The organism is Nonomuraea sp. NPDC050790 (assembly GCF_044456745.1).
GTDB lineage: Bacteria > Actinomycetota > Actinomycetes > Streptosporangiales > Streptosporangiaceae > Nonomuraea.
The window spans coordinates 537,141-554,700 of the sequence record NZ_JBITGF010000007.1 but is presented as its reverse complement, the minus strand read 5'-3'; the positions used below and the strand labels follow the sequence as shown (position 1 = coordinate 554,700).

Annotated in this window: 17 protein-coding genes; 6 read left to right on the top strand and 11 right to left on the bottom strand. The window is 70.9% G+C overall.

Annotation, left to right across the window (positions count from 1 at the left end; translation table 11 throughout):
* Nucleotides 1-10: 10 nt before the first annotated feature.
* A complete protein-coding gene (locus ACIBEJ_RS35770; protein WP_397187337.1) occupies nt 11-937 on the top strand; it encodes a zinc-binding dehydrogenase in 927 nt (308 codons plus the stop codon).
* Here the strand turns inward: ACIBEJ_RS35770 and ACIBEJ_RS35765 are convergent.
* Nucleotides 930-2,078, bottom strand: coding sequence for a pyridoxal phosphate-dependent aminotransferase (locus ACIBEJ_RS35765; RefSeq protein WP_397187336.1), 1,149 nt, complete (start codon nt 2,076-2,078; stop codon nt 930-932). The two genes, ACIBEJ_RS35770 and ACIBEJ_RS35765, sit on opposite strands and share 8 nt — an antisense overlap.
* A 46-nt stretch (nt 2,079-2,124) precedes the next feature.
* Between ACIBEJ_RS35765 and ACIBEJ_RS35760 the strand changes: the two genes are divergently transcribed.
* A complete protein-coding gene (locus ACIBEJ_RS35760) occupies nt 2,125-2,625 on the top strand; it encodes a GNAT family N-acetyltransferase (protein WP_397187334.1) in 501 nt (166 codons plus the stop codon).
* Nucleotides 2,626-2,636: 11 nt separating this feature from the next.
* Here the strand turns inward: ACIBEJ_RS35760 and ACIBEJ_RS35755 are convergent, their stop codons facing one another.
* From ACIBEJ_RS35755 to ACIBEJ_RS35735, 5 genes are all read right to left on the bottom strand, one after another.
* The gene (locus ACIBEJ_RS35755) at nt 2,637-3,242 is read right to left on the bottom strand and encodes a hypothetical protein (protein ID WP_397187333.1); all 606 of its coding nucleotides are present in this window, start codon (nt 3,240-3,242) and stop codon (nt 2,637-2,639) included.
* Between the two features lie 71 nt (nt 3,243-3,313).
* Nucleotides 3,314-4,168, bottom strand: a complete 855-nt coding sequence (locus ACIBEJ_RS35750; RefSeq protein ID WP_397187331.1) for a citrate/2-methylcitrate synthase — start codon at nt 4,166-4,168, stop codon at nt 3,314-3,316.
* On the bottom strand, nt 4,165-4,938 hold the full coding sequence (locus tag ACIBEJ_RS35745; protein ID WP_397187330.1) for a CoA-transferase subunit beta: 774 nt from the start codon (nt 4,936-4,938) through the stop codon (nt 4,165-4,167). Before ACIBEJ_RS35745 ends, ACIBEJ_RS35750 begins: the two co-directional genes overlap by 4 nt.
* Complete coding sequence (locus ACIBEJ_RS35740; RefSeq protein WP_397187329.1) at nt 4,935-5,831, bottom strand: CoA transferase subunit A; 897 nt, start codon at nt 5,829-5,831, stop codon at nt 4,935-4,937. Before ACIBEJ_RS35740 ends, ACIBEJ_RS35745 begins: the two co-directional genes overlap by 4 nt.
* Nucleotides 5,816-7,246: an aldehyde dehydrogenase family protein gene (locus tag ACIBEJ_RS35735; protein WP_397187328.1), complete on the bottom strand. Its 1,431-nt coding sequence runs from the start codon at nt 7,244-7,246 to the stop codon at nt 5,816-5,818. The genes ACIBEJ_RS35740 and ACIBEJ_RS35735 overlap by 16 nt, the downstream gene beginning before the upstream one ends.
* 292 nt (nt 7,247-7,538) lie before the next feature.
* Here ACIBEJ_RS35735 and ACIBEJ_RS35730 point away from each other — a divergent pair, with 292 nt between their 5' ends.
* The 4 genes from ACIBEJ_RS35730 to ACIBEJ_RS35715 are packed head-to-tail and all read left to right on the top strand — an operon-like array spanning nt 7,539 to nt 11,318.
* Complete coding sequence (locus ACIBEJ_RS35730) at nt 7,539-8,615, top strand: extracellular solute-binding protein (RefSeq protein ID WP_397187326.1); 1,077 nt, start codon at nt 7,539-7,541, stop codon at nt 8,613-8,615.
* Nucleotides 8,612-9,484, top strand: a complete 873-nt coding sequence (locus tag ACIBEJ_RS35725; protein ID WP_397187325.1) for an ABC transporter permease subunit — start codon at nt 8,612-8,614, stop codon at nt 9,482-9,484. Before ACIBEJ_RS35730 ends, ACIBEJ_RS35725 begins: the two co-directional genes overlap by 4 nt.
* A complete protein-coding gene (locus ACIBEJ_RS35720) occupies nt 9,481-10,290 on the top strand; it encodes an ABC transporter permease (protein ID WP_397187324.1) in 810 nt (269 codons plus the stop codon). The genes ACIBEJ_RS35725 and ACIBEJ_RS35720 overlap by 4 nt, the downstream gene beginning before the upstream one ends.
* The gene (locus ACIBEJ_RS35715) at nt 10,287-11,318 is read left to right on the top strand and encodes an ABC transporter ATP-binding protein (protein WP_397187323.1); all 1,032 of its coding nucleotides are present in this window, start codon (nt 10,287-10,289) and stop codon (nt 11,316-11,318) included. The genes ACIBEJ_RS35720 and ACIBEJ_RS35715 overlap by 4 nt, the downstream gene beginning before the upstream one ends.
* Before the next feature lie 120 nt (nt 11,319-11,438).
* On the opposite strand, the gene ACIBEJ_RS35710 is transcribed toward ACIBEJ_RS35715, so the two are convergent.
* The 5 genes from ACIBEJ_RS35710 to ACIBEJ_RS35690 all read right to left on the bottom strand — a co-directional run bounded on the left by ACIBEJ_RS35710 (nt 11,439) and on the right by ACIBEJ_RS35690 (nt 17,425).
* The gene (locus ACIBEJ_RS35710; RefSeq protein ID WP_397187322.1) at nt 11,439-11,885 is read right to left on the bottom strand and encodes a hypothetical protein; all 447 of its coding nucleotides are present in this window, start codon (nt 11,883-11,885) and stop codon (nt 11,439-11,441) included.
* 28 nt (nt 11,886-11,913) lie between these two features.
* Nucleotides 11,914-13,563, bottom strand: a complete 1,650-nt coding sequence (locus ACIBEJ_RS35705; RefSeq protein WP_397187440.1) for a tetratricopeptide repeat protein — start codon at nt 13,561-13,563, stop codon at nt 11,914-11,916.
* A 261-nt stretch (nt 13,564-13,824) separates the two neighbouring features.
* Entirely contained in the window at nt 13,825-15,132 is a 1,308-nt protein-coding gene (locus tag ACIBEJ_RS35700; RefSeq protein ID WP_397187321.1) for a DMT family transporter, read from the bottom strand.
* A 233-nt stretch (nt 15,133-15,365) separates the two neighbouring features.
* On the bottom strand, nt 15,366-15,854 hold the full coding sequence (locus ACIBEJ_RS35695) for a GNAT family N-acetyltransferase (RefSeq protein ID WP_397187320.1): 489 nt from the start codon (nt 15,852-15,854) through the stop codon (nt 15,366-15,368).
* The gene (locus tag ACIBEJ_RS35690; RefSeq protein ID WP_397187319.1) at nt 15,851-17,425 is read right to left on the bottom strand and encodes an XRE family transcriptional regulator; all 1,575 of its coding nucleotides are present in this window, start codon (nt 17,423-17,425) and stop codon (nt 15,851-15,853) included. Before ACIBEJ_RS35690 ends, ACIBEJ_RS35695 begins: the two co-directional genes overlap by 4 nt.
* Nucleotides 17,426-17,560 lie beyond the last annotated feature (135 nt).

Here is a 17,560-nt window from a genome sequence, read left to right as displayed (position 1 = left end):
GAGGTGTGCGATGAAGGCGATCGTGTTGCGAGAGTACGGCGGGCCGGACCGGCTGACCGTGGAGGAGGTCCCCGACCCGGTGCCGGGACCCGGCGAGGTGCTGGTCGAGGTGGAGGCGGCCGGGGTGACGTTCGTGGAGACGCAGGTGCGCGCCGACCGGGGCCCGCGCCGGGTCGAGCTGCCCGCGGTCCTGGGCAACGGCGTGGCGGGCCGCGCGCTGACCGGAGACCTGGCCGGGCGCCGCGTGGTGACGACGCTGGGCGGCACCGGCGGCTACGCCGAGCTGGCCGTCGCCGCGGCCGACCAGTTGATCCCCGTGCCGGACGCGCTGTCGGCGGAGGAGGCCGTGGCGCTGCTGGCCGACGGCAGGACGGCCATGGGACTGTTCACCACCGCCGCGCCACGGGCCGGCGAGTGGGTGCTGGTCGAGGCGGCCGGCGGCGGGGTGGGCAGCCTGCTGGTGCAGTTGGCCGCGGCGGCGGGGGCCCGGGTGATCGGCGCGGCGAGCAGCCCGGGAAAGCGGGCGCTGGCGGAGAAGCTGGGGGCGGAGCTGACCGTCGACTACACCGATCCGGGCTGGGTGGAGAGGGTGCGCGCGGCCGTACCCGATGGGCTGGACGTCGTCTTCGACGGCGTCGGCGGCGAAATCGGCGCGGCGGCGCAGGCGCTGCTGCGCGACGGCGGCCGGCTCAGCGCCTACGGCATGGCGGGCGGGCCCATGACGGTCGCCGGCCCGCGCGTGAGCGCGGTCGCCTTCCCCAAGACGGACCTGCGCGAGCTGGCCGGGCTCGCGATGGCCGAGGCGGCGGCGGGACGGCTGCGGCCGGTCATCGGGCAGCGGCTGCCGCTGGAACGCGCGGCCGACGCCCACGCCGCCATGGAGGCCAGGACCGTCACGGGCAAGACCCTGCTGATCCCGGCCGATCGCGTCAGGTGAGGGCGGCGGTGAAGCGGTCGCGCAGCTCGTCGAGCCGCTTGACCGGCTCGTTGCTGTAGACGAGCCGCACGTACCGGCGGGCGACCTCCTCACCCCAGGCGGTCATCGGCGTGGCGGCGACCCGGCCGCGTGCCAGCAGGCGGTCCGACAGCTCCCGCGCGCCGATGCCGAGCTCCTCGGCGTCCACCAGGCACGACCAGCCGCCCGCCGCCCTGACCAGCGGGACGAGGCCGTCCAGGGCGCGGACCACGGCCTCGTGCCTGGCCTGGTACTCGGCCACCGCCTCCGCCACTCCGCTGGGCTCGCTCAGCGCGACGGCCGCGCCGATCTGGGAGAAACCGCCGGCCACCGTGGTGTTGTAGGTGACCGCGACCAGCACGCGGGACAGGATGTCGGCCGGGCCCGCCACCCAGCCGATCCGCCAGCCGATCATCCGGTACTCCTTCGACACGGAGCCGATGATGATCGTCCGCGCGGCCAGGCCGTCGACCGTGCACGGGTTGATCCTCGGGTGGCCGGAGAAGACGATGCGCTCCATGGCGGCGTCGTAGATCAGGTAGGCGTCCAGGCGCTCGCACGCCTCGGCGACGGCGGACCAGTCCTCGCGGGTCAGGACGACGCCCGCGGGCATCGACGGGCTCATCATGATGATCGCCGCGGCCTCGGTGACCTGGGCGAGGGCGTCGCGGTCGAGGCGCCACATGCCGCCCTCGACGCGCAGCGGCACCAGGTGGGGCTGGGCGCCGGCCAGCCGTACGCGCTGGAGGAGGCCGGCGTAGGTCGGGTCGGTGAGCACCACGCGCTGGCCGGGCTCGGTGGTGGCGAGCAGGACCGGCATGACCGCGGCGGTGCCGCTGGAGGTCACCAGGATCTGGCGGGCGGGGTCGTAGTCGAGGCCGGTGCGTTCGCGCAGGTCGGCGGCGAGGGCCTCGCGCAGCACGGGCAGTCCGTTGAAGGGCAGCCAGCTGTTGCCCTGGCCGTCGGTCAGCGCCCGCGCGGTGGCGGCGACGGCGTTGGGCGGCGGCGGCACGTCGGTGTCGAGGTTCTCCATGCGCAGCACGTCGGGGTCTGATCCGGCGGCGGCGGCGACCCGGTCGATGTCGAAGGTCTGGACATGGGCGAAGCGGGCATTGTTCCGCATACGGAACACGGTCTCTCCGCGCGGCCCAGCTGTCAATACTTGGATCATGGAAACCGAACGGCTGATTCTGCGCCCGCTGACCGGATCCGACTTCGACGCCTACGCCGCCATGCTCGCCGACCCCGATGTCTCCGGCGGGCTCGCCGAGAGCGTCGGCACCTCGCCCGCCGACGCGTGGCGCAGCCTGGCCACGTTCATCGGCCATCGCGAGATCCTCGGCTACTCGCACTGGGCGCTGGTGGAGAAGTCGAGCGGGCGCTTCGTCGGCCGGGCGGGACCCTGGCAGCCCTACGGCTTCCCCGGCCTGGGCGTGGGCTGGTGCCTGGCCCGCGAGCACTGGGGCAAGGGCTACGCCACCGAGGCGGCCAGGGCCGCGCTGCGCTACTGCTTCACCGAACTCGGCGCCGCCCAGGTCATCTCGCTGATCCTGCCGGGCAACACCCGCTCGATCTCGGTCGCCGAGCGGATCGGCCACCGCCACCTGCGCGACCTCGACTACCGCGGCCGCCGCGTACACCTCTACGGCAGCAGCAGGTCACCGTCCTGAAGCCCGGCCGATCAGCACCACCAGCGCACCCCGCACGGCCGGGTGCCCCGATTCTCGCCCACGGTCAGCTTGACCGGCTGGCCGATCACCAGGGGCGCGCCCGGCTGCGGGGACTGGACGAGCACGCGGTCGGTGCCGCGCAGCAGGCCGCGCTCCGGCTGGGTGATGACGTCCACCAGGCCCATGACCGGCCGGAACACGACGGCCGCCCAGGCGCCGCTCCTGCCCACGACGCGGGGCATGCGGGAGTGGGTCTGGTAGAAGCGGGACTCGGCGGCGGTCAGGAACGAGACCTCGACCTCGGCGCCCCAGGCGAGCCGGGTTCCGGCGGCGGGCCGTACCGCGAAGATGCGGCAGAGTTCGTCGGGGCGGCAGACCGACAGCGGCGAGATGCCCTTCGGCGACAGGACCAGGCCGAGGCCCTGCGCCTCGCGCTGGGCGGCGTCCAGGTGGCGCCCCACGAGGTCGGGCACCGCGACCTCCGGCAGGAAGGACAGGGCGGCGGTCCCGGGCGGGCGGCCGCCCGGCCGGTCGGCGTGGCCGCAGCCGCTCACCGTCCCGAGCCCGAGCGCCATCATCATCGAGATCACCGCGGACACGGGAGACCTCACCGCCATGCGTGCCTCCAGGCAGAGCGCGAAGCGATCACGCTACCGCCTACCTGGAGGGCCGGAATGCCCTTTGTCCGCTAATGGACACCACTGGTCCCAGGCGTCACCCCTGGGGAGCCGAGCGTGCGGTCGTCCGGGCCGTCGTAGTTGTCCGGACCCTGCATCGCCAGGTCCAGCGGCTGCACCATGGCCGAGTTCGACGAGGCGCGCCAGCCCTTCTCCCTGGTCATCTCCTCGATCGAGTGCGCGCACAGCGACAGCGACCTGCACACGATGAACAACGCCTTGAGCTGGAGCGGCTCGTAGCCCATGTCGAGGCCGACGCAGCCCATCGCGCCGGGGCCGTTGATCCAGATCCGGCGGCCGAAGACCGGCTCCGTGGCGTCCTCCATCGCGCGGGCGATCGTGACGTAGCGGCCGGTGACGCCGAGCTTGTCCGACAGCTCCAGCAGGCGGGCGGTGCGCGGGTCGCGGATGTGCTGGGCGTGGTGGAAGCCGGGCATGCGCTCCTTGACCGCGCGCATCTCGGCGACGACCTTGGCGGCGGCCTCGGCGTCGGTGCTGCCGTCCGCCTCGGCCCGCGCGGCGACCTGCAGGAACAGCTCGGCCGGGCGGTCGGCGGTGCCGTGCAGGCGGCCGATGCCGGCGACGCCCGCGGCCACGGCGGAGTTGAGCTCCGCGCCGCCGCTGGTGGCGAAGCGGACCGTGGCCGAGGACGGGGACATGGCGTGCTCGGCCATGTTCACCATGATGGCGTCGGTCATCCTGCCGACCTCGGGCGTGGGCAGCTCACCCTTCAGCACGAGGTGGAAGTGCTCGGCGAAGGAGATCGCGCCGGTCAGCTCGTTGACGTCGTAGCCGCGTACGACGATGCGGTCCTTGTTCTTCCACGCGATCGCCGTCTCCCAGGCGAAAGGCTTCTGGTCGGTCAACGGGGTTTCCTTTCCGGGAAGTAGACACACGCCGGGTCGATCTCCTCGCGCAGGAGGCGGATCTCCTCGGGGTCCGGCGGGACCACCAGGTCCAGCGATTCACGAAATTTCGGGATAAAACCGGTGTTTTCCAGTACGGCTTCCGCCGACGCACCCGGCATCAGCGCCGTCACGGTGAGGGCCGAGTCCTCGGCCTCCATCACGCACAGATCGGTCACGACCTTGACGCGCAGCGGCCCGAGCCCGGCTTTGGCGCGTTCCCCCGGGCCGCCCAGGAACCCCGGGCTGGTGACGTAGTCGCACCGGGCGGGGAACCTGCGTCGCTCGTGGTCGGTCAGGATGACGACCTGCGCGCAGTGGCTGGCGATGTCGTTCGCGCCGCCGCTGCCGGGCAGGCGGACCCGCGAGCCGTCCGGCCTGGGCACCCAGGTGGAGTTGATGTTCGCGTACTCGTCCACCTGTGCCCCGCCCAGGAACCCGGTCCTGACCAGGCCCCGCTGGACGAGCCCGCCGAGGGCCTCGAACAGCGACCCGTGCCGGGCGGCGCCGTGCATCAGCCTCGGGTCCACGACCGAGACCGGGGTGGGCACCACCTTGGGGAAGACCACGCCCGACTCGATGACCAGCTTGGCCTCGGGGGCGTGGGTACGCTGGGCCAGCGTGGCGGCCAGCAGCGGCAGCCCGGTGCCCACGATGACCAGGTCACCGTCACGGATCTGCCGCGCCCCCTCGACCACGAGCAACTCCCGGGGCAAGGCCGTGCCGGTCACAGCAGCCTCCGCATCCGGTCCACGAGGCCCTCGCGCAGCGCGCCGGAGGCGTCGCGTCTGCCGAGGTGCTCCTCGAAGCTCCCGCCGAGGTTGGCCGCGATCCACTCACGCAGCTCCGCGTCCCCGGTACGGCCCAGCCCCTGGTACTCCTTGATCTCCGGCTCGGCGAAGTCGTAGGCCCGGTAGACCGAGGTGGGGAAGGCGCCGAAGGGCTGCTCGACGACGGCGGTGACGTACGCCTCGGGGATGGTCACCTGCTCGGGCCGGTCGGCGAAGGCCCCGGCGGGCAGCACCTGCTCGGCCGAGACGATGGTGACGCGGGCCGCCCGGACCATGTCCACCTCATGCGACGTAACCCCCTCAATCACGATATTTCCGGAACTATCGGCCCGGTTGGCGTGAATCAACGCCACATCCGGCCGCAACGCCTTCAACAGCACCACGGGCCGGTTCGTCCACGGGTCCACCGACTCGACGGCCGCCCCCGAGGACACCAGGTCCCGCAGCAGATCCGTCCCGAGCAGGCTGCGCGTCGGCAGGAACGGCAGCCCGAGCGCCCCCGCCGCGAACCGCGTGGCCATGGCCAGGTGGGAGTGGTCGCCCACCGACACCTCGCCCCGCTCCACCGCCCTGCGCCAGGCGAACAGCGTGCCGTACCGCTCCAGGTTGCCCGTGCCCTGCTCCGTGCGGACGACCAGCCCGGCGGCGACGAGCATGTCGAGCGGCAGCGACAGGTTGCAGCCCACGACGGTCAGCCCGCCGACGCCCTGCCTGATCACCTCGTGGACCAGCGCCATCGGGCAGCGGTTGATGTTCTGGCCGCCCATGCCGACGACCGAACCGGGTTCGACGAACCGGGTGACGGCCTCGGTGGCGGTCAGTAACTTATGCACGCCGACCGCCACTCGGTGTAGAAGTCCCAGACCTGGGGCGAGCACTCGGGCGGGCCGAACTGCGACAGCTTGGCGCCCATGTGCGGCAGGTGCGCGTACGCGCCCACGCCTGGCCGGTTCACGTGCAGCATCCCGGCCTCGAAGCGTTCCAGTGCGGCGAAGATGAGGGCGGGGTCCTGGGTGAAGACGGTGCCGCTCATGCCGTACTTGACCGAGTTCGAGATCCGCATGGCCTCGTCGAAGCCGTCGCAGTCGACCACGGACAGCACCGGCCCGAAGATCTCCTCCTGGGCGATTTCGCTGTCCCACGGCACGTCGCGCAGCACGGTCGGCTCCACGTAGAAGCCGTTGCCGGGCGCGCGTCCGCCGCCGGTCACGACCTTGGCCCCGGCCTCCTGGGCCGTTCTGATCGCGTCGAGGCAGGCCAGCATGCGCGCCTCGTTGATCACCGGGCCGATGTCCTCGCCGACCTTGATCGTGGCGACCTCGGCGACCAGCTTGTCCAGGAACCGCTCCTTGACCGCCCTGTCCACGACCACCCGCGAGGTGGCGCTGCAGCGCTGTCCCGACTGGCCGAAGGCGCCGAACGCCGTGGCCTTCACCGCCTTGTCGAGGTCGGCGTCGGCCAGCACCAGCACCGCGTTCTTGCCGCCGAGCTCGAGTTGCGTGCGCAGCAGCCGGGGCGCGCCCGCGGCGTGGATGGCCAGGCCCACCGGCAGCGAGCCGGTGAAGCTGATGCCCGCGACGTCCGGGTGCGCGACCAGCGCCTCGCCCGCGGCGATGTCGCCCTGCACGAGGTTGAGCACCCCGGCGGGCACGCCCGCGTCCACGAACGCCTCCACCAGCAGCGCCGCGGTCAGCGGCGTGAACGGCGACGGCTTGAGCACCGCCGCGCACCCGGCCAGCAGCGCGGGCGCGACCTTCCACATCGGGATGGCCAGCGGGAAGTTCCACGGCGTGACCAGCCCGACGACGCCGATGGGCGCACGGAAGGTGTAGGCGAAGGTCCGCGGCTCCTCGGCGGGCAGCGTCTCGCCCTTGAGCCGCCGCCCCTCCCCCGCGGTGAAGTCGAGGATGGCGAGGGCCCGCTTCACCTCGCCGCGGGCCTCCCTGAGCAGCTTGCCCTGCTCGCGGGTGATCGCCTGGGCGAAGTCCTCGGCCCGCTCCTCGATGAGGCGCTCGGCGGCGCGCAGGTACTCGGCCCGCTTGATCGGGCCGAGCGCCTTCCACGCGGGCAGGGCCGCGGCGGCCGCCTCGACGGCCAGTTCGACGTCGGCGCCGCCGGACTCGGCGAAATCCCCGATCTGGTCGGAGACGTCGCCCGGGTTGATGTTCGGCCGGGTCTGCCCGCTCTCGGGGGCACGCCATTCGCCTCCGATGTGATTGAGCAGGTAGCGACTCGGGATCGTCGCCATCGAGTTCCTTTCCCCTCATGTTCTGGTACGGCAAAGCCTCATTGCCAGGGATGTTCCGGACAAGGGGGATAAGCCTGATGCCCCCGATAGACAGCGGCTATACGCCTGTGCCTATGGCCGCCATAGACAAATCACACATTGGCCAGGCCGTACACCTGGACTAGACATGCCGAAAGCCACCCCTTTCGATGGCGCGGCGCGAGTTCACCCCGAATTCACCTCCACGAAGCCCGAGCGATATCCGACATAAGCCAGCATTCGGTGCGAAATCCCTCGGAAGGGTAGAAACAGGATGAAAATTCGGATCGGGGTTGCGTTCGCATCCCTGTTCGCGCTGGCGGCCTGCGGTGGAGCGGGCGCGAGCGACTACGACTGGGCCGCCGCACCGGACACCACCAAGATCGCTGAGCAGGGCAAGGACCTCCCCACGTACGGCCTCGCCCCCGACTGGGCCAACTACGGCGAGGTGGTCAAGACGTTCTGCGCCAAGCACAACGGCACCTGCGCCCACAAGGACACCGACATGTCGTCCTCGGAGGAGATCGTCCGCTTCGACGCCGAGAAGTCGAACCCCATCGCGACGGCCAGCGACATCGGCCTGATGTGGGGACCGGTCGCCGAGGCCAAGGGCGTCGTGCCCGCCTACCAGCCGCCGTCGGCCGCCAAGCTCAAGGACTGGCAGAAGGGCAAGGGCGGCTGGGTGGCCACCTTCGTCGGCGCGCCCGCCTTCGTGGTCAACACCGACAAGGTCAAGAACCCGCCCAAGAGCTGGGCCGACCTGCTCAAGCCCGAGTACAAGGGCATGATCGCCACCAAGAACCCGACTTCGTCCGGCACCGGCCAGGCCATGGTCGTGGCGGCGGCCGTGGCCAACGGCGGCTCGGCCGAGAACCTGGCCCCGGCCTACGACTACTTCGAGAAGCTCAAGGACGCGGGCAACCTCAGCGACGTCAAGATGAGCGAGGAGACGCTGGAGAAGGGCGAGGCGCCCATCCAGATCAACTACGACTTCAACGGCATCGCGCAGAAGACCGCGCTCAAGGAGAAGAACGTCAACGTCGAGGTCGTCATCCCCGCCGACGGCTCCGTCTGGTCGCCCTCCGGCCTGATGATCAACAAGTACAACGCCAAGAAGGGCGACTTCCTCAAGGGCTTCCTGGAGTACGTGCTGTCCGACGAGGCCCAGCTCCTGTTCGCCAAGTTCGGCGCCCGCCCCATCCGCGCGCTCAACGGCGACCTCCAGGTCCCGGCCGAGGCGAAGGCCAACTGGCTGCCGGAGCAGGCGTACGCCCCCGTGAAGGAGATCGAGATCACGAAGGTCAACGTCGAGACGATCGTCGCCGACTGGGAGGCCAAGGTTCTCGCGTGACCTCCCGCCTCCAGGGACGACCGGCGATCGTCACCCTCCTCACCAGGTGGGGGCCCGCGCTGCCCCTGCTGCTGTTCACGGCGGCCACGCTGGTGCTGCCCGCGATCATGCTGGTGTACGAGAGCTTCGCGCTGCCGGGCGGCGGCCTCGGCTTCGAGCACATCACCAAGGTCGCGGGCAACCCCGTGGACCGTCAGGCCATCGGCGGCTCGCTGGCGCTCGGCGTCGTGCAGGCCACGCTGGCCACCGCGATCGGTGCCCCCGCGGCCTGGCTGATCACCCGGATGCGGCTGGGCGGGCGGGCCTTCTGGCTCTCGCTCATGAACGTCGCCTCCAACTTCGCCGGCATCGGCCTGGCCTTCGGCTTCGTCGCGCTGATCGGCTCCACCGGCATGCTCACGCTCATCCTGAAGGCGCTGCTCGGCCTGGAGGGCAACCCGTTCCCCTCGACCGGCTCCTTCAGCGGCATGAACATCGTCTACCTGTACTTCAACGTGCCGATGTTCGTCCTGCTCACGCTGCCCGCGCTGAGCGTGCTCAAGGACGACTGGCAGGAGGCGGCCGAGGTCTGCAAGGCGACCCGATGGCAGTTCTGGCGATATGTCGGCATCCCCGTGCTGTCGCCGTTCGTGATCGCGGGCTGGCTGCTGGTCTTCACCTGGACGATCGGGGTCTACGCCGTCGCGTACGCGGTGGCGGCCTCGCCCGGGTCGCAGAAGCTCATCACCCTGCAGATCGGCACCACGCTGGAGACGTCGGTGTTCGGCCTCGGCCGCGCCGCCGTGCTGTCGGTGCTGCTGATGATCCTGGCCATCGGAGCCACCGTGCTCTACCGGCTCTGCCTCAAGCGCGCCGCGAGGTGGTTGTGACCAGACGCGTCTTCCTCGGCCTGCTGGCCGTCTACTTCGGCCTGCCGCTGCTGGCCGCGCTGCTCTACTCGCTGGCCACCCGCTGGACCGACACGCCGCTGCCCGACGGCTACACGCTGGCCCACTGGGCCGGGGTGTTCGCCAAGCCGGACGTGGTCGGCGCGCTCGGGCGCTCGCTCCTGCTGTCGGCCGTGGTGGTCGTCATCGAGATCGTGCTGGTCGTGCCCGCCGCGTACTGGTCGGTGGTGCACAATCCGCGCATCGGCTCGGTGATCCAGACGATCTCCGTCATCCCGTTCGCGATCCCGTGGGTGGTCGTCGGAGCGGGCGTCCAGCTCGTCACCAAGTCGGTGGCGCCGCAGTTGTTTGGGACGTTCTGGCTGCTGGCCGCCTCGACGGCTGCGATCGCCTTCCCGTTCATATACCGGGCGGTGGAGGGCTCGTTGCTGGCGGCGGGAGCCGTACGGCTGAGCGAGGCCGCGGCCACGTGCGGGGCCAGCCCGATGCAGACGCTGGTCAAGGTCATCGTGCCGGCCATCCGCGGCGGCGTCGTCTCCGGCGCGCTGCTGGTCATCGCGACCGCCATGAACGAGTTCGCGCTGGCCAAGATCCTTGTCGGCGTCGGCTTCGAGACGCTGCCGCTGTGGTCGGCCCGCCAATTCGTCTCCCGCACGCTCGGCGACCCCAACGCGCTCGCCGTCGTCACCATCTTCACCTTCGGCCTGCTGTTCGCGCTGTCCGCCCTGGTCGTCTGGCTCGGCCGCGGCAAGGTGAGCGCGAGCATGGGAGGGAACACCATCTCATGAGCCATGTCGTACTCGACCGCATCACCAAGCACTATTCCGGTCACACCGCGCTCAACGGCGTCAGCGTGCACGTGGAGCAGGGCGAGATGCTGGCGCTGCTCGGGCCCTCCGGCTGCGGCAAGACGACGCTGCTGCGCTGTATCGCGGGGCTGACCGCCTTCGACAGCGGCCGGTTGACCATCGGCGGGACCGACATGTCCGGCGTGCCGGTCAGGAAGCGGCCGATCGGGATGGTCTTCCAGTCCTACGCGCTCTTCCCCAACCTCACCGTGCGCGGCAACGTCGCCTTCCCGCTCACCGTGCGCAAGCAGGACCGCGCGCGCACCAAGGAGCGGGTGGACGAGATGCTCGCGCTCGTCGGCCTCGACCACCTGGGCGACCGGCTGCCGAACCAGTTGTCCGGCGGCCAGCAGCAGCGCGTCGCGCTCGCCCGCGCCCTGTCCCCCGGCCCCGAGGTGCTGCTGCTCGACGAGCCGCTGTCCGCCCTCGACGCCCAGGTCCGCACCCGGCTGCGCGACGAGGTACGCCGCATCCAGCACCAGGTCGGCATCACCACCGTGTTCGTCACCCACGACCAGGCCGAGGCGCTGGCCATCTCCGACCGCGTCGCGGTCATGAACGCCGGCGAGATCGAGCAGTGCGGCCCGCCCGCCGAGATCTACACCGCGCCCTCGACCCGCTTCGCCGCGGGTTTCGTCGGCAACCGCAACACGCTCGAACTGTCCGCGGCCGGCGGACGGGTCCGCGCGGGCGGCGCGTTCGACGTGGCCGCCCCCTCGGACCGGGTCCTCGTCATGTTCCGCCCCGAGGACGTCGAACTCACCCGGGAGGGCGAGGGCGCGCGCGGCACCGTGGACGTCACCGTCTTCCTCGGCGCCACCACCCGCGTCTACACGCAGGTGCAGGTCAACGGCCACCCGGCCACGGTCTTCGCCGACCTGTCCTCCCGCGCCGCCACCGGCCTCGCACCGGGCGACGAGGTCCGCGTCCGCGTCGCCGACGCGCACGTCCAGGTCTTCCCCGCCTGACCTCCCCCGACACGCCGGACCTTCCCCGGTACGGCCCGCCGGACCCTTTCCCCGGTACGGCCCGCCGGACCTTCCCGGCACGACCCCCGCCGGGCGCTCACCCGATCGCCCGGCGGGGCGTCAGCTTTGCGTGGCGTTCATCAGCACCATCGTGAGCGGCACCGCCGCCGCCGAGACCAGCAGGACCAGCGCCCGCAGCCACCGGGGCAGCCCACGCTCGGTCACCACCGCCGCGACCGCGCCGCCGACTCCGAACCCGGTCACCGCCGACACGCTGTCGGGCACCACGTCGCCCCACGGCAGCAGCCACTGCCCGAGCGCGAGCAGCGGGACCAGCCCCGCGCCCAGCCACCCGGTGGCCGCCGGCCGCGCCACCCGCACCAGCCGCAGCAGGTACCCTGCGGCGACCAGCGCCGCCACCGAGATCGCCGCCTGGATCCCCAGCATCCGTGGCAGGCAGTCCCAGTCGTCACAGCCCACGGCCCGGTAGGTCAGCTCCACGCTGGCCCACCACACCAGGCCCAGCGCCGCGTAGACCCCCGCCGCCCTCGCCCACCGTCCCCGCATGGCCCCCATGATGGCCAATCCTCGTGATCTACGCGAGGTCGGCGGCCCGCTTCTCGTCCCAGGCGGCCTCCGCCGTCCTGCCCATCGCCCGCAGCGCGACGGCCCGGTTGGCGTGCACGTCGGCCTGTGGCTCCAGCTCCAGCGCCCGCGACAGATCGGCGACCGCGCCCTCCAGATCGCCCGTCTCGTAGCGCAGCACGCCCCGGTTGGCCCACGCCGCCGCCAGCTCCGGCGCGGCCGCGATGGCCAGCTCGAACGCCTCCTCCGCGTCGGCATGGCGGCCCGCGGCCGTCTCCAACTGGCCGAAGACCGCCAGCAGGTGGGGGTTGCCAGGCGCCAGCATGAGCCCCATCGCCACGTCCGCCCTGGCCTCGTCGTCCCGTTCGGCCGCGGCCAGCAGCCCGGCCCGGTTGATGTAGGCGTCGAGGTAGGCGGGATCCAGCACGATGACGTGGCTCAGGTCGGCCAGGGCGCCCTCCTGATCGCCTCCGGCCAGGCGCAGCTCGGCCCGGTTGTAGTACGCCTCCGGCAGCGGCGGCCCGACGTCGATCGCCGTCTCGTAGTCGGCCAGCGCCTCGGCGTGCCGGCCGAGGCGGAAGCGCAGGTTGCCCCGGTCGACGTAGTAGTCGGGGAAGGCGGGGTCCAGCGCGATCGCCGCGTCGTAGTCCCGCAGCGCCTCGTCCGTGCGGCCCATGCCGGCCAGCAACTGGGCGCGGTTGGCCAGCAGCACCATCCGGTGGACCGGGTGCCGCTCCCCCAGTTCCTTGGCCAGGAGGATGGCCGACTCCACCAGCTCCAGCGCCCGTCCCGCGTTGCTGAGCCGCAGCTCGACCAGGGCCAGGCCGTTGCGGTCGAAGCCCAGTTTGAAGGCCCGCTCGACGGGGTCGGGCAAAAGGGTCGAGATGGCGATGGCCTGGTTGAGCCAGGCGCGGGCCCGGCCCAGGTCACGCTGACGGGGATCGGGGTGGCGGGCGTCCAGCATGGCGAGGCCGTACGCACCGGCGGCGTGCACGGCCGGATCCTGGCTCACGCGGCGCACGCGCTCCCACAGCGCCCGCGCGTGCTCGGTGCGGCCGAGCCCGCCGAGCGCGGTCGCGGTGCGCTGGGCGAAGCGCCACCACAGCATGCCGCCGGTGGGGGCGCGGTCCATGCCACGCTCGCCCAGTTCGACCACCGCGTGCAGGAACCCCTCCCGCACGCACCGGTCGACGGCCTGCCACAACTGAGCGGCGTCGCGCTCGTCGGCCTGATGTCCGGGACCGTCCTCGTAGACGGTGAACCTCAGCACCTCCGCGGGAACCCTGCGCATCAGCACGTTCAGCAGTTCGGCGTCGGTGGGGTCGGCGTGCGCCGCGTTGAACACCACGACGGCGCCGCCGGGCGGAGCGGCCGCGCGCACGAACTCCGCCACTCCGTTGGCGATCCTCAGCGTACGGCGGGGCGCGGGCACCAGGATCCGCTCGTCATCGGCCAGTCCGGCCTCCAGCGGCGCCCGCCGGGCCGGCACCCGGTCGCGAAGACCGGGCGCCGCCGCCCGGATCTCGATGTCGTGGGCCGCCACGAGACGCTTAGAACGTTCCATGGCGGCCGGCACGAGGTGGTGCAGTAGCGCTGCCCCGACGGTGTAGGGACCATGAGGCAGCCGGTGCGCGTCGATCGGCGGCACCAGCAGCGGCATGTCGTCCACTCGGGCCGGTGGTGCACCCTGAACCCTGAGATGGGACTTGTTCTCTGTCACCCCTGGTGAATGACGCTGGAGGTCCCGGTAAGCTTCGCTGTTCCTGGCTTACGGACGACGATGCGCTTCATGGTGTACCTCTCTAGTTCGGGGGTAATTCACCATTATTCGGACACTCCACCGAATATCAAGATTTATAAGGAATAAGCCGGAGGCCAATAGGTTAGAACTTGCTGTAGCTTATTGGCCGTTATTTGTTGATTAGTTGGGCCGAAACCAGCTTGAGGCCGTGGCCTTCTGCTGCTCGGCTTCCTCGATGAGCGTGCACAGACAGCGACCCAGCAAGGTCACCGACTGGCAGCACCCCGGTCCCATGGCGGAGCGCGCCCTGACGATCGCCGTGGCGCGCTGGAGCAGGCGGTCGAGACTCGGCTCGCCGCTGCCCTTGACGGCTCGGTTGTTCCAGGGGCACGACTCCCGTTCCGCGCAGGCCATCGCCTTGACCGGCACGATCGGCAGCGCCGTACGGTCGAACTTGAGTGGATCGTCACGCTTGACCCGCAGGTCCGCGAGGACCTTCGCGGCGCGGCGCGAGACCCGCAGCAGCCCGGTGTTGGAGGGACTCGGCGGCGGCTGGACCGTCGCCGGGACCTCGCCCGCCGCGACCTCGCCCGCCGTGGACGAGCCGCCGCGGGCGGGCACGACGAGCAGCATCGCCCCCGCCATGAGCCCGCCGCCGATGAGCAGGCTCATCCCGACCGGCTCGCTGAACCACAGCACCGCGATCGCCGCGACCCAGAGCGGCTGCGACGACATCAGCACCGCGCTCGGCACCGCCGGCACGTGGACCTGACCGTAGGAACGTGCCAGGAAGCCCAGCGCGCAGGCCACCACCGACAGGTGCGCCAGGATCACCCAGTCGCCTCCCGTGGACGGGACCGCGATCCCGTCACCTACCGCGTAGAGACCGGTCAGCAGTCCGATCGTGCCGAGCTGGACGACGGTCACGGCGTAGGCGTCGAAGCCCTGCCGTGCCCTGGACATGCGCGCCAGCATCAGCGTGTGACCCGAGTAGAGCGTGGCCGCCCCGAGCGTGGCGCCCAGCGCGACAATGGACAACTCGTGGTTCTCGGCCTCGCTCAGCAGGGTGAACACCGTCATCCCCGCCATCGCCAGCGCCACTCCGGCCCACACCCGCATGGGGACGCGGACCTTGAGGAACACCAGCGCGAGGAGCGGCGTGATGATCACGCTGCACCCCACCGCGAAGCCGGACACAGAGGAGGGCAGGCTCTCCAGCGCGACCGCCTGGGCCGTCTGCCCCGCACCGAACATCACCCCGAGAACGATCGCGTTGATCCAGGTCGAACGCGATAGCCCCCGCAGACACCCCGGCCGGAGGAGGAACAGAGTGATCGCCGCGATGGTGTAGCGCTCGGCGAGCAGATCCTCGACAGGTAACCGGTGAATGAGATCCTTCATCAGCGGAAACGCCGACCCCCATGCGGCGCTGACGAACAACAGAAGCACGGCTCCCAGGAGGGGTCGGGGAGCGGGCACGACTGCCATGGGAAAAGCATGGCACTACAATCAGCAGCCGCTGGTGTACAGCCCGGAGCCGGTGATGTTCCTCTACCACTCAGAGTGAAGGGCCTCACTCACGGTTCCGCACACCCCTACCCGGCCCCGCTGCCGAATCGTCCATTCCCCACAATTCCCCCGCCTACCTTGGGCATCTCCTCCCACGGCCCCGGGACGTGCGAAAGGGCGCCGGTGGTGACCGGCGCCCTGGGAAAGGACGATCAGCGTTCCGCGACGGCCGCGGAGGTGAGGCGCTTCTCGATGTAGACGACGGTCAGCGACCCCACATGCCTTCTGGAGACCTCCTGCCACCCCAGCGCGAAGTACAGCGCCAGCGCGGCCTCCTGGTTGAGCGTGGTGTCGCCCTGGACGCTGTGGAAGCCGAGCTCCACCGCCCGCGCCTCCAGAGCCAGCACCATGGCCCTGCCGAGCCCGCGCCGCTGGAACTGCGGGTGCACCCGCAGCCGGCACATCTCGGCCAGACCGGCGTCGACGGGCTTGATACCGCCCATGGCCACGACCCTGCCGTCGACCTCGCCGACGAGGAAGTCGCCGCCGCACGCCAGATAGATCTCCTGGATGCGGGGGAAGTCGTCGTCGTAGTAGACGCCGTCGCCCGGCGCCAGGCCCACCTCCGCGAGGCAGATCCGGTGCAGAGCGAGGATCGTGTCAAGGTCAGACCAGCGGTAGCGCCTGATCTTCAGGTTCATGCACCATTTCTCCCTTCGCCAAGGCTCCCTTCACGGACCTCCGCCTCAAGGGCGTTGGCTTCCAGCACGGATGCCTGCGGCTTGTAGAGCTGGCCCTGGTATTCGGCCAGGTCGGGATGGTTGGGTTCCCTGGCTTTCACGGACTGCTCGAGCTGCAGAGCGGGCCGCATGACGAGTTCGGTGCGGTACTCGTCGCCGAGTTTCTTGAGAGCGGCCGTGGCCACCTTGAGCGCTTCGCCGACCTCGCCCTCGATCAGGCGGCACTGCGCCTGGTCCAGGCGGATGAGGGTCTGGTCGAGGATGTGGTCGGAGTACTTGTCGAGCGCCTGGCCGAGCACGACCTCCGCCTCAAGCGTCTGCCCGAGCTTGGTCAGAACGTCGCCCTGGTAGAAGTAGAGTTGCTTTTCCGTGTAGCCGAAGGCGACGTCCTCCTGCTCGTGCGCCTTCATGTGGGAGAAGGCCGTCCTGGCCCGCGACAGCGCGCGCTTGGCCTGGTCGACGATCTCCTTCTTGCTGTCGGTGCCGGAGATCATGGCGAGCGCGCGGGCCTCGACGACCGGCGCCATCGCCTGCGCCGCGCAGGACGTCTGGCCGGCCAGGTCGCGGCTCTTCTTCGCGAGGTTGAGCGCTTCGCGGGCGTCGCCGTAGTAGAGGGGTACGAGGGCTTCGCGGGCGGTGACCCACGCGCGCAGCGCGCGGTCGCCCGTCTCGTCGGCCGCGGTGCGGCCGGTGCGGAAGAAGGAGCGGGCCAGCCGGTGGTCGCCCAGGTTGATCATGATCATGCCGCTCAGCCCGGCGAGCTGGGCGGCCATGCGGCACAGCCGTTCCTGCAGGTCGATCGGCTGCCTGCGCGCCATCGCGGCGCGCACCGCGCTCAGCTCCAGCAGCACGTCGCACAGCAGCCGCAGCGGAGCGGTCGTGGTGTATTGACGGCCGAAGGCGAGGGTGGCGTCCTCCCACTGGTCGAGCATGGCGGCCGAGACCGTGGAGGAGACCAGCATCTCGTCCATCCGGCGCCTGATGCCCTCGGCGGCGGCGATGACCTGGGCGTCGAGCTTGAGCGAGGTGTCGCCACGCAGCAGCCTTAACAACGTCCTGCGCATCACGTTCTCGTGCTCTTCGCCGACGTCGTCGCTCGGCTCGGCCGCGGAGGCCGGGACCCAGACGTCGCGCGGCCGGTCGACCTCGATGGCGTCGATCGTGTCGGTCCGCATCAGGCCGGGCATCCGGTGCCCGTGGCCGCAGATGCACGGGCCCTCGTAGCCGAGCGAGACGGGCTCGACCCGGTAGACGGTGCACAGGTAGTGGAGGTACTCGGGTCCGGGCCGCTTCAGCCCGCTCTCGTACGCCGACAGCAACGTCTCGCCGATGCCCGGCGGCGGCTTCTCGTCCCGCTCGAACAGGGCGCGCACCTGCTCGATGACGTCGGCCAGCGCGATGCCGTGGCTCAGGCGATGACCCTTGATCTTGGTCGTCCCGAACTGCGGCGAGCACGCTTCGTGGATCTCCTCAGCGATCTGGGCCGCGGTACGGCCGGCGGCGAGGCCCTTGGCCCGGATCCGCCGTGCCATTTCCGTTTCCCTGTGCTGTCTGCCGGACATCCCGGCCCCTCTCACACACACGTACCGACGGGTCCGCTACCGCTGACGCAGCGTAGTCCCAAGATAGCACTGCGCCTACAAAGAACTATGGCCTATTAATGACAG

What these genes read in the sequence shown, in the direction of transcription:
- ACIBEJ_RS35770 (WP_397187337.1), top strand. Translation starts at nt 11, where the DNA reads ATGAAGGCGATCGTGTTGCGAGAGTACGGCGGGCCGGACCGGCTGACC.
- ACIBEJ_RS35765 (WP_397187336.1), bottom strand. Translation starts at nt 2,078, where the DNA reads ATGCGGAACAATGCCCGCTTCGCCCATGTCCAGACCTTCGACATCGAC.
- ACIBEJ_RS35760 (WP_397187334.1), top strand. Translation starts at nt 2,125, where the DNA reads ATGGAAACCGAACGGCTGATTCTGCGCCCGCTGACCGGATCCGACTTC.
- ACIBEJ_RS35755 (WP_397187333.1), bottom strand. Translation starts at nt 3,242, where the DNA reads ATGGCGGTGAGGTCTCCCGTGTCCGCGGTGATCTCGATGATGATGGCG.
- ACIBEJ_RS35735 (WP_397187328.1), bottom strand. Translation starts at nt 7,246, where the DNA reads ATGGCGACGATCCCGAGTCGCTACCTGCTCAATCACATCGGAGGCGAA.
- ACIBEJ_RS35730 (WP_397187326.1), top strand. Translation starts at nt 7,539, where the DNA reads ATGAAAATTCGGATCGGGGTTGCGTTCGCATCCCTGTTCGCGCTGGCG.
- ACIBEJ_RS35715 (WP_397187323.1), top strand. Translation starts at nt 10,287, where the DNA reads ATGAGCCATGTCGTACTCGACCGCATCACCAAGCACTATTCCGGTCAC.
- ACIBEJ_RS35710 (WP_397187322.1), bottom strand. Translation starts at nt 11,885, where the DNA reads ATGCGGGGACGGTGGGCGAGGGCGGCGGGGGTCTACGCGGCGCTGGGC.
- ACIBEJ_RS35705 (WP_397187440.1), bottom strand. Translation starts at nt 13,563, where the DNA reads ATGCCGCTGCTGGTGCCGCCGATCGACGCGCACCGGCTGCCTCATGGT.
- ACIBEJ_RS35700 (WP_397187321.1), bottom strand. Translation starts at nt 15,132, where the DNA reads ATGGCAGTCGTGCCCGCTCCCCGACCCCTCCTGGGAGCCGTGCTTCTG.
- ACIBEJ_RS35695 (WP_397187320.1), bottom strand. Translation starts at nt 15,854, where the DNA reads ATGAACCTGAAGATCAGGCGCTACCGCTGGTCTGACCTTGACACGATC.
- ACIBEJ_RS35690 (WP_397187319.1), bottom strand. Translation starts at nt 17,425, where the DNA reads ATGGCACGGCGGATCCGGGCCAAGGGCCTCGCCGCCGGCCGTACCGCG.